The sequence below is a fragment of the Dysgonomonas sp. BGC7 genome (genome assembly GCF_001261735.1).
Classification (GTDB): Bacteria; Bacteroidota; Bacteroidia; order Bacteroidales; family Dysgonomonadaceae; genus Dysgonomonas.
Window position 1 is genome coordinate 136061 of sequence record NZ_CVRP01000017.1, and the last position, 8382, is coordinate 144442.

Annotated in this window: 18 protein-coding genes and 1 tRNA gene; 12 read left to right on the forward strand and 7 right to left on the reverse strand. The window is 35.3% G+C overall.

The window, feature by feature from the left end:
* Nucleotides 1-53: 53 nt before the first annotated feature.
* The 6 genes from BGC7_RS14405 to BGC7_RS14430 form a co-directional block, all read right to left on the reverse strand.
* The gene (locus BGC7_RS14405; RefSeq protein ID WP_050702304.1) at nt 54-1067 is read right to left on the reverse strand and encodes a FecR family protein; all 1014 of its coding nucleotides are present in this window, start codon (nt 1065-1067) and stop codon (nt 54-56) included.
* 47 nt (nt 1068-1114) lie between these two features.
* On the reverse strand, nt 1115-1669 hold the full coding sequence (locus tag BGC7_RS14410) for an RNA polymerase sigma-70 factor (protein ID WP_050702305.1): 555 nt from the start codon (nt 1667-1669) through the stop codon (nt 1115-1117).
* A gap of 535 nt (nt 1670-2204) precedes the next feature.
* On the reverse strand, nt 2205-2579 hold the full coding sequence (locus tag BGC7_RS14415; protein WP_050702306.1) for a hypothetical protein: 375 nt from the start codon (nt 2577-2579) through the stop codon (nt 2205-2207).
* 269 nt (nt 2580-2848) lie between these two features.
* A complete protein-coding gene (locus BGC7_RS14420) occupies nt 2849-3238 on the reverse strand; it encodes a group III truncated hemoglobin (protein WP_050702307.1) in 390 nt (129 codons plus the stop codon).
* Nucleotides 3239-3425: 187 nt separating this feature from the next.
* Nucleotides 3426-3794 (reverse strand): hypothetical protein, encoded by a 369-nt coding sequence (locus tag BGC7_RS14425; protein ID WP_050702308.1) that lies wholly within the window; start codon nt 3792-3794, stop codon nt 3426-3428.
* Nucleotides 3795-3861: 67 nt separating this feature from the next.
* The gene (locus BGC7_RS14430; RefSeq protein WP_050702309.1) at nt 3862-4332 is read right to left on the reverse strand and encodes a helix-turn-helix domain-containing protein; all 471 of its coding nucleotides are present in this window, start codon (nt 4330-4332) and stop codon (nt 3862-3864) included.
* A gap of 64 nt (nt 4333-4396) precedes the next feature.
* Between BGC7_RS14430 and BGC7_RS17945 the strand changes: the two genes are divergently transcribed.
* Together BGC7_RS17945 and BGC7_RS18215 are read left to right on the forward strand one after the other, a co-directional pair.
* Nucleotides 4397-4603: a hypothetical protein gene (locus tag BGC7_RS17945; RefSeq protein WP_157258739.1), complete on the forward strand. Its 207-nt coding sequence runs from the start codon at nt 4397-4399 to the stop codon at nt 4601-4603.
* An 87-nt stretch (nt 4604-4690) separates the two neighbouring features.
* A complete protein-coding gene (locus BGC7_RS18215) occupies nt 4691-4825 on the forward strand; it encodes a hypothetical protein (RefSeq protein WP_255351477.1) in 135 nt (44 codons plus the stop codon).
* Here the strand turns inward: BGC7_RS18215 and BGC7_RS14435 are convergent.
* The gene (locus BGC7_RS14435) at nt 4817-5131 is read right to left on the reverse strand and encodes a hypothetical protein (protein ID WP_050702310.1); all 315 of its coding nucleotides are present in this window, start codon (nt 5129-5131) and stop codon (nt 4817-4819) included. The genes BGC7_RS18215 and BGC7_RS14435 overlap by 9 nt on opposite strands.
* Before the next feature lie 148 nt (nt 5132-5279).
* On the opposite strand from BGC7_RS14435, the gene BGC7_RS14440 reads away from it, so the two are divergent.
* From BGC7_RS14440 to BGC7_RS14470, 10 genes are all read left to right on the forward strand, one after another.
* Nucleotides 5280-5492 (forward strand): hypothetical protein, encoded by a 213-nt coding sequence (locus BGC7_RS14440; protein ID WP_050702311.1) that lies wholly within the window; start codon nt 5280-5282, stop codon nt 5490-5492.
* Between the two features lie 6 nt (nt 5493-5498).
* On the forward strand, nt 5499-5687 hold the full coding sequence (locus BGC7_RS17950; RefSeq protein WP_157258740.1) for a helix-turn-helix domain-containing protein: 189 nt from the start codon (nt 5499-5501) through the stop codon (nt 5685-5687).
* A gap of 25 nt (nt 5688-5712) precedes the next feature.
* On the forward strand, nt 5713-5886 hold the full coding sequence (locus BGC7_RS17955; protein WP_157258741.1) for a hypothetical protein: 174 nt from the start codon (nt 5713-5715) through the stop codon (nt 5884-5886).
* Between the two features lie 113 nt (nt 5887-5999).
* Complete coding sequence (locus tag BGC7_RS14445; RefSeq protein ID WP_050702312.1) at nt 6000-6230, forward strand: hypothetical protein; 231 nt, start codon at nt 6000-6002, stop codon at nt 6228-6230.
* A 5-nt stretch (nt 6231-6235) separates the two neighbouring features.
* Nucleotides 6236-6631, forward strand: coding sequence for a VRR-NUC domain-containing protein (locus BGC7_RS14450; RefSeq protein WP_050702313.1), 396 nt, complete (start codon nt 6236-6238; stop codon nt 6629-6631).
* Between the two features lie 90 nt (nt 6632-6721).
* Nucleotides 6722-6848, forward strand: a tRNA-OTHER gene (locus tag BGC7_RS17960).
* Between the two features lie 38 nt (nt 6849-6886).
* Nucleotides 6887-7159 (forward strand): hypothetical protein, encoded by a 273-nt coding sequence (locus BGC7_RS14455; RefSeq protein ID WP_050702314.1) that lies wholly within the window; start codon nt 6887-6889, stop codon nt 7157-7159.
* Nucleotides 7160-7286: 127 nt separating this feature from the next.
* Nucleotides 7287-7760, forward strand: coding sequence for a hypothetical protein (locus tag BGC7_RS14460; RefSeq protein WP_050702315.1), 474 nt, complete (start codon nt 7287-7289; stop codon nt 7758-7760).
* Between the two features lie 8 nt (nt 7761-7768).
* Nucleotides 7769-8050: a helix-turn-helix domain-containing protein gene (locus BGC7_RS14465; protein WP_050702316.1), complete on the forward strand. Its 282-nt coding sequence runs from the start codon at nt 7769-7771 to the stop codon at nt 8048-8050.
* A gap of 22 nt (nt 8051-8072) precedes the next feature.
* On the forward strand, nt 8073-8382 hold a 310-nt coding region (locus tag BGC7_RS14470; protein ID WP_157258742.1), incomplete at its 3' end, for a hypothetical protein.

Sequence of the window (8382 nt, forward strand, 5' to 3'; positions counted from 1 at the left end):
AGTCTAAATTTAGATTAAGTGTATTTTTAAGTTTCGTTAACAGTAAAAAGATACTAATTGGGAAGTATCCTAATCTTTGTTCCTTTTGATTCGTATTTGAATGGAATCGTATTTGTAAGAGAGTTTAAGACGGAGTCTATACTGTCTCGCTTCTTTATTACGCCAGAATATTTATATCTGATATTTAGTCCCGGGTCAAGGAATATTTCAACTCCATAAAGATACTCGAGCGTTTCTCTTATATCCAGTATTGTAGCATTCTCGAATGTTATAAGATCATTATGCCACACAGCATCAAGCACAGCATTTGTGTCATATACTTTTAGTCTGTGATCAGAATGGTCTATTTCAGCTTTCTGTCCGGGAGATAATGTAATGTGTCCCTCGTCCTTATTTCCTTTTACCTCTATTTCTCCACTAATTAATGTAACTGAGGACTTATTGTCTGTTGCAGAGTTTTTTATATTGAACGAGGTACCTAAAACTCGTACGTTAAATGCTTCACTTTCTACATAGAATGGACATTTTTCATCTTTTGCTACTTCAAAGTATGCCTCTCCTGTAAGATGAATCCTTCTTTCAGACTTTCCTTTAAACGATTCTGGATAACTGATACTTGAATTATGATTTAACCAGACTTTGGTGCCATCTGCCAGAATAACTTCTTTTGCTTTAAGTTCTTCGTTTTGGATTAATGATAAGTGCTCATTATGTATTACATTACTGTTGTTGAGGAAATAATACCCAAAACCTAGTGTAGATACAATTACTATAATACATGCAGATACTTTTAGGAAGGTAAGGTTGTACCTTTTTCTCTTTGTCGAGGATTCTGTTTCTGTAGTATTGTATAATAACTTTTTTAATAGCCGGTCTTTTTCTATTTCTAAATAGTCTTCTTTTGAAGAATCGTCAAATTCGATAGAGTTGTACAGAGATTCAAGGTCAAAGAGATATTTCTTATTGTTTTCATCTTCTTTAATCCATTTTAAAATAACTTCATATTCTTCATCTGAAGCTGTTTTTTCGAGATATCGTAATATAATTTCCTTATTAATTGTATTCATTTGTCTATTTTCTAATATACTTAAAACAGTTTTACGGAATAATGCACTTAGTTAAAGAAGTGTAAAATCAGTAGAAGCTTTAATAGATGTAATAATTTCTGCTTCAATAATTTTCGGGACTGATATAAGTGAGCTTCTACTGTCCGCAGAGAGATAGCCAAGGTTTCGGCTATTTCTTTATTCTTTAGTCCATATATATAACTTAGTCGAAATACACTTTTAGATTGGGGTGGTAAAGTATCAATTGCTGATTCTATTTTTTCTTTCAATTCTTTATTTTCTATGTATTTTAGAACATCTATATTTTCCGGCGAAAGGTATTTCAGTTTTTCGTTATATATTTCAATTCTGGCTGTAGAATATTTGTTGACAACAGCAATATGTTTCAACTTGTTGATAGATTTTGTATAAACCGATCTATATAAAAAAGATGAAATATAGTCTCCTGCTTCAACTTCCTCTTTTCGTTCCCAGAGTTCTACAAAAGCATCCTGTACAATATCTTCGGCATTATCTTTGTCTACAAAAGAAGAAGCATATTTAACTAATGCTAAATAGTATTTGTCAAATAAATCTATATAAATCTGTTTAGATAAATTCATTGTTAAGAGAAGTTACACATTGTAATATAGGTATGTGATAGTTTTTGATACTGAGCTTTTTCAATTGGGTATTACTATTCAAATATCGTGAATAATATTAATATATTCATATACATTAAAAAATATTTCTGTTTGAAATGTTTATTAAAAATGATCTGTATTGTTTTTTGCGGAAGTAGTATAATTGAGAAAAGGTGCACGAAGAGAGATAGCTTTGATGTATGGTGTGTGAGTAAATAATGTGTTTCCTGAAAACTGTTTAACGAAAAAAGTCACTACTTGAGCGACCTTTCTTGTTAAGTAGCAAATGATATATAAGACTGATGTATGGTAGCCGTTTGTTTCAGCTTCTTGTTCGGCATTGAATTATATCGGACTAGTGGGCATTCTATCACAATTTAGGTTTTGAGTACCAGAGTCACAAAAGTTTAGGTAGTTTAGGAGTTGAGTATTTGATAGGAACAAAATATAAGCTTTAGGTATATAAGTTAAGATTGTTTGAAGTCGCTTGTCTGGGAAGATGGGCGGCTTTTATTTAGTTATATTTAATATACTTATATGTAAGTGGATCATCTGTAAGGATAAGTACATTTTTATCAATTGAATATCCGTATTTTCGGTTTCTAAAGTAGTCAGTATGAGTGATAAATAAACTATCCTTTGTTATTATATAAGTTCCTGTTCTCCCCTGATTACCTACTTCAGGTATGCCTTCATACACATATTGATAAACAGTTGAATACCCTCTAAAGTCAAGCCCTTTTCTGCCAAATATTTCATCATATCTTTCCCATCTGCCTAAGATTTCATCTTTAAATGTTTTTATTGGCTCGTTTGCGTTATCATTATCTTCATCTTTGCTACAAGCGAAGAAAGAGAGTGTAAGCAATAAGAGTAATAGTTTTTTCATTGTTTATGCTTTTTAGTCTGTGTAAAGCTATGAAAGATTTCAGAATGACAAAAACCCCAAATTGGGGCTTTGTTTATCATTTCATCATCGTTTTCTAAAACATTATAATTAATTTCCAATTTATACTTCTGTTTTCACACATCGGCATCCTATTTCCTCTAGAAACAGACATTGTAACAGTATCAGCTATCCCCAGAGCTTTCCAAACACCGCTTTTAGGACATTTATCACCTGTTCGGGTGTCATGCCCAAGCGTGGTTTCATCATAATTATTTTCTATTTGATTTGTTGTGAATATACGCTAATTTATCTTGGAATACATCTGCAATCTTATAGGCTCGGTTTTTAGCTTCGTTGGCAATTGGTCCTATGAAAAGGGTGTCTACAGTTTCTGTAAAGAGAGATAGCCAACGATCAAAGTGTTCTTTATTTATTGGTAATTGTGCGTGTGGGGGAAATGGGAAACCATCATATACAGGATCTCCAAATAATCGACTTTGCCAGAATAAATATAGTTTTTCTAGATGTTCATTCCAATGATTTTGAATTACGTTGTTGAATATAGGGCCTATTAGGTCATCTTTTCTTACTCTGCCATAAAATATATTAACTATTTTCTTTATGTCATCGACATTCTCTATATCCTTAGTCGGTATCATAGTTGTTTATTCTTTAATAAGAAATCTTGTTATCAAAGATAGATATTTATCCTAGATGCAACTTTATAGTATATAAAAACCCGCGTTGTTAGCGGGTTTAAAAGTAGCACAGCCGGGAATATGTAAAATGTATTATAATTAGTTGTTTACGTGTATTTGTCCGAAGATATGTGTTTGTTTATTGTATTTACAATATATTTTCTGCATCCTTCCTACTGGTTAATTTAGATAATTCTTCCGGCATTTCAAATCCGTGTTTATCATATATTTTTTGAAAGTACTCTATTATTTGTGGAATAGAAGAAAAATTTTCCTTAGAGTATCTTGTAAATAACATTATCTCGGTAATAAAGGCATCGTCTAACAGCTCTTTAGCTTTTCTCTTATCCCCTTTGAATAAAGCCCTCCTTACTTTCCACATATTATTGAAAAGACTGTTAATCTCGACTGCTTCTTTCATTTCTTTTACATGGTTTGTCATTCCCCATAATTTGAAAAAGAGAATAATCTGCAATACAGCAAAAACAGCTACAATAACACTGATAACTAAATCCATAATAATAAAATTAAGAGTTAAAACTATTGTTAAATATAAATGTTAATCAATGTATAGCGGCACAGAGCTACTTCTTTATTGCTGGTGACTTATTGCCGGCTAATTTAGTTGTGCCTTTGTCATCCGTATCAGTACCCCCCTTTACTAATTCGATAGAATTTGCAGCCAGTAGGCCTTTGAGGTGGCCTATCTCCTGATTGAGACAACCTATCTCAATGTCTTTTTTCGATATAGCGAGTTTAAGATCGGTGATTTGTTCACGCAGCAAAGATATAATATCATTGTTGCCATAGCTTCCTTGCGGCTCGGAAACTTGCGCACTGTCGGATATGTTCTTTAACATGTTTCCTGAACCTGTAATTAACCATTCGATACTTAATTCAGGATAGGTTTCCGATATCTTCGCCAAATTTGGCGCACTCATACCATCTTTTATTTTACTTATGCTTGCTCTTCCTAAATTTGTTTTTTCTTCAAATTTAGTTTGCCCTATTCCCAAGTATTTGAGAAAGGCTAATAATCTTTCTTTAAAATTCATTTGTTACTGAAATAAATACGTATATATTTGTGATTAATTATTCTAATTTTTAAAAGTAAGGTATATGAAAAACAAGAAATACACCTTCACAGAGTTTATGATCCTTTTTTATATCAATAGTATATTTTATCGTCTGGTCATGTATCTTGTAGAACAGATTACTCTTGATGTTTTTATTAGCGACATAATATTAATAACCACTTGTTGCATAGGGAACTCTATTGGTTTTTCATATATTATAAGAAAGAATCATTTGCGTATAACCAACTAATAATTCTTCTTTCCAAGCCATTGTTTAAATTATGAATTTATTGAAATAGATGTTTTTATATAATTATTTGTTAAAAATTAATTGATTATGGACGAAAAACAAATTAAAGACATATTGAATATGTTAGATAAGGTAGTGTCTAGTGCTGATTTTAAATCTACAGTAGCGTTGGCTATTTCGGGTCTTTGTCTTGTTGCGGTTATTAAGATGCTATTAAGCTAGAGACCATAACAGCAGGCCGGCAAATACGATTAAAACTCCCCATCCTATAATCAATATAAAAATATGAATAGCGGTAAGGATGGGGACTTTGCCTTGATAATACCCGTGACCTTCTTCTATTCTCACATTCTTACGTGCAGCTATATATGTCAGTCCTATAGTCGCAGCTCCAAGTCCCAGCCCAAATATGTGTCTTGGATCAACAAAGGTGATGTTGAAAGCAAAACTAGACGCAACTAAAGCAATACCGAACAACAGCATAATCGTATACCAATTATATAGTCTCAGATCTTTCAAAAATTCCATATCCACCCCGTATTTTAAGTTAAAAACACCCTGTGTTCATAAATAATGTTAACTACGTATTTATTTCAGTACAAAAGCTTGTTTACTGAAATAAATACGTACATATTTGTAATCGTAATTACAATACGAATAACAAATATAATTAAATATGAGTACAGTAAAAGCAGAAAAGATTCAAAAAACATCGTGGGCAGATACTATTCAGCGCATGGTTGTGGGCTCGGTATTGGAATGCACATTGTATGAACGTTTGTTAGCGGCTCCGCGTATCACTGAATTTAAGAAGAAGAATCCAGATGCAAAATTTAGCCGATGGGAGAAGAGAGAAGAGGACTTATATATAGTAACGCGCCTAAAATAGGAAGTCATGAATACTTTGCTGACGAATAAAGACATTATGCGGATATTTTCTATTTCGGACGAAACTATTCCGCGATTAAGGCGATCGGGTTTGCAATATATGAAGATAGGCTCGGAGTATCGTTACAAAAAGGAATGGATAGAAGACTACATCGATAAGAAATCTTCATTATCGCTAATCGGCAATAAAATTTAGTTACTAACACCCTAATAATAACTATATGAAAAAGAGAACATGTAAGCACATACAGATAATTGTAGCGCTGATCGTTGTATTGGCCGGCTGTATGTATGTAAGCAAAAAGGAAGCGGACTATGCTAAGCGTTTGCAGGAAGCTGAGGTTATCAGGTATGTAATATATGACGGCGAACTAATAGCAATACCTGTAGAATGATGGAAACAATGCTTTATATAATCGACATCATGGTGATAGTGTCTGCTTTATGTTGTTGTTTGGGTGTTATGGGCTCGGAAGAGGTTGATCCCGATGATGAAATGTTTTGACTTATGCCAATAGCAACATATATGGGAGTTTTGAGAGATAGTCTTATATCAGCGGGGTTAGACTCGGAAGTGAAATTTCAGGGATTGGATATAAGAGTTGAGGTATCGGTAGACGGTTGTACCGGCTGCATATTTGAAACGATAGAGAAGGCGAACGGATGTAATCTGAAAGAGGCCTGTTTCGCACACATGCGCAAAGATAGCGAGTCTGTAATATTCACGAATAAACAATAATATCCATGACATACGAAGAATTGAAAGAGCAGCACAATAGCCAGAGTAAAAGATCTAACCCGAAGCATGAAGAATCGAAGTTGCAACGCTCATGTGTGACATGGTTTAGGTTACAGTATCCGGAATACGTATTATTTGCAGTACCCAATGGAGGTTATAGAAATGTGAAAGAGGCTGCTATAATGAAGGCTGAGGGCGTTCTTGCGGGTGTTGCCGACTTGTTTTTGATGCTTCCGCGCAAAGGCTATTCGGGCATGTTCATAGAGATGAAGTACGGATTGGGAAAACAAAGCAACGAACAAATAAAATTTCAGACGAATAGCGAAGAGCAGGGATATAAGTATGTCGTTGCAAATAGTCTGGAGGGCTTTATGTCGGAAATGAATTCATATATCCGATAAACTAAAAATATAAAAGCTACATCAGATAACTAATAACATCTGATACAGAATCAATAGTGTAGCTTTTAGCCCCACAGCGGTGGGGTAAACGAGGGGTTGGCGCAATGGTAGACGCAGCCTTACCATATTAGGTGACGGTTCGCTTTAATGAGTAACGTTTAGAGTTGAAGCGATTTGAAATAGTAAACGTATGCGGGTTCGATTCCCGCACTCCTCACATAACATTCAATTTTAACCCATATAAAACAATGAATCATGACAACAAAGAAAATTAAGATCACCGATCAGATCAAGTCTTACGAAGACGCATGTAAGTATAACGGCGAAGAGCCTATCGATGAAGCAAAACTACTCGAAGCAGGTATTACACCCCGGCAAATAGCAGGCATAAAGCTGGAGAAAATCACACTGGCCCTCAATGAAGGTAAACCGACTGACATCTACAACGGCAAACATAGATACTTTCCTGTGTTTTGGTCATACAAAGGTCCTTCTGCGTTCGCTTTCCAGGCACTCGGATTACGATGACTCGGATGCGAGCGCGGGTTCGGGTTCCCGCCTCTCGTACCACGAAGAAGCGATATCCGATTACTCCGGAGAACAGTTTACCGAACTGTGGAAAGAATATTTATCATAACCAAATATACCTGTAAGTATGAACCAAAAAGAATTAGAAACAAAGATCAGAGGTTTGTATAAATCGTCTGACGAAGTAAAATCCGCTTTAGAATCTGAATTCGGTAAAGAGTTCTTTACTCTGGATATATCGGAACGGATAAACGGATGGGAAGATATGATGGAAGAAACCGGACGCCCTGATGCTCCTGTATTTGTAGACCTACCTGAAGACCTGCGAGACCATTTCCGGAAGTACTACCGTGTCGTCATTATGAACGAAGCCTACAACGAAGGAGAAAGGATGGATATCTATGACAGTAGTAAGGCTCGTCACTATCCCTATTTCCTTACAAATGGTAGTCCTTCTGCGTTCGCTTTCCGGGGCTCGATTTTCGATAGCACGAATGCGCACGCGGGTTCGGGTTCCCGCCTCGCCTTAAAAAGCGCAAAGCGGGTTGAGATTGCTGCAACCAAACATCCGGAGATATACAGAGAATGGCTTGAGTCATGAATGACTAAATGGTAATCTGGAAGGCTATGAATATAATAGGTAACAATATCAGGACTCAAATGAAACTCAATGGGCTATCCCTTGCGGATCTAGCTGATAAGTTGGAAAATATAGTAAGTCGACAAGCATTGCATCGATACGTGAAAGGAGAAGTAATACCTGATAATGTAATGATAGAAAAGTTATCCAAGGTCTTCAATGTTCATATAAATAAATTAATACAAGCTCCATCCGATCGGGTGAAGGTTGAATTAGGAGAAATCAGATATTTTAAATTCAGAAGCTATTAATTAAAACAATACAACAAATCAAATGAAAAATTTAAAGAAACAGCTCGAAGAAAGATTAACCTCTATAGAGGCTGCGTACAGTGAAGCAGGACGTCCGAAAGTAGATTTTACAGTCTATCCGGAAAATATGAGAGTGCATGAAGAAGCCGATTATAATGCAAAAGTGATTGTAGAAGCTGCTCGTAAAATAGAGCGTGAATGTGGTCTTGGTGAAATAGACTGGTCAGATCCTAATCAATTGAAATGGACTCCTTGGTTTAGAATGCGTCCTTCTGCGTTCGCTTTCCGGTGCTCGCTTTGCGCTAACACGTCTGCGCACGCGGGTTCGGGTT

Bases quoted from the DNA above. Each gene is read 5' to 3' on its own strand.
- BGC7_RS14445 (WP_050702312.1), top strand. From the start codon at position 6,000: ATGCCAATAGCAACATATATGGGAGTTTTGAGAGATAGTCTTATATCA.
- BGC7_RS17955 (WP_157258741.1), top strand. From the start codon at position 5,713: ATGAAAAAGAGAACATGTAAGCACATACAGATAATTGTAGCGCTGATC.
- BGC7_RS14455 (WP_050702314.1), top strand. From the start codon at position 6,887: ATGACAACAAAGAAAATTAAGATCACCGATCAGATCAAGTCTTACGAA.
- BGC7_RS14465 (WP_050702316.1), top strand. From the start codon at position 7,769: ATGGTAATCTGGAAGGCTATGAATATAATAGGTAACAATATCAGGACT.
- BGC7_RS14460 (WP_050702315.1), top strand. From the start codon at position 7,287: ATGAACCAAAAAGAATTAGAAACAAAGATCAGAGGTTTGTATAAATCG.
- BGC7_RS14405 (WP_050702304.1), bottom strand. From the start codon at position 1,067: ATGAATACAATTAATAAGGAAATTATATTACGATATCTCGAAAAAACA.
- BGC7_RS14435 (WP_050702310.1), bottom strand. From the start codon at position 5,131: ATGGAATTTTTGAAAGATCTGAGACTATATAATTGGTATACGATTATG.
- BGC7_RS17950 (WP_157258740.1), top strand. From the start codon at position 5,499: ATGAATACTTTGCTGACGAATAAAGACATTATGCGGATATTTTCTATT.
- BGC7_RS14415 (WP_050702306.1), bottom strand. From the start codon at position 2,579: ATGAAAAAACTATTACTCTTATTGCTTACACTCTCTTTCTTCGCTTGT.
- BGC7_RS18215 (WP_255351477.1), top strand. From the start codon at position 4,691: ATGGACGAAAAACAAATTAAAGACATATTGAATATGTTAGATAAGGTA.
- BGC7_RS14440 (WP_050702311.1), top strand. From the start codon at position 5,280: ATGAGTACAGTAAAAGCAGAAAAGATTCAAAAAACATCGTGGGCAGAT.
- BGC7_RS14425 (WP_050702308.1), bottom strand. From the start codon at position 3,794: ATGGATTTAGTTATCAGTGTTATTGTAGCTGTTTTTGCTGTATTGCAG.
- BGC7_RS14450 (WP_050702313.1), top strand. From the start codon at position 6,236: ATGACATACGAAGAATTGAAAGAGCAGCACAATAGCCAGAGTAAAAGA.
- BGC7_RS14410 (WP_050702305.1), bottom strand. From the start codon at position 1,669: ATGAATTTATCTAAACAGATTTATATAGATTTATTTGACAAATACTAT.
- BGC7_RS14430 (WP_050702309.1), bottom strand. From the start codon at position 4,332: ATGAATTTTAAAGAAAGATTATTAGCCTTTCTCAAATACTTGGGAATA.
- BGC7_RS14420 (WP_050702307.1), bottom strand. From the start codon at position 3,238: ATGATACCGACTAAGGATATAGAGAATGTCGATGACATAAAGAAAATA.
- BGC7_RS17945 (WP_157258739.1), top strand. From the start codon at position 4,397: ATGAAAAACAAGAAATACACCTTCACAGAGTTTATGATCCTTTTTTAT.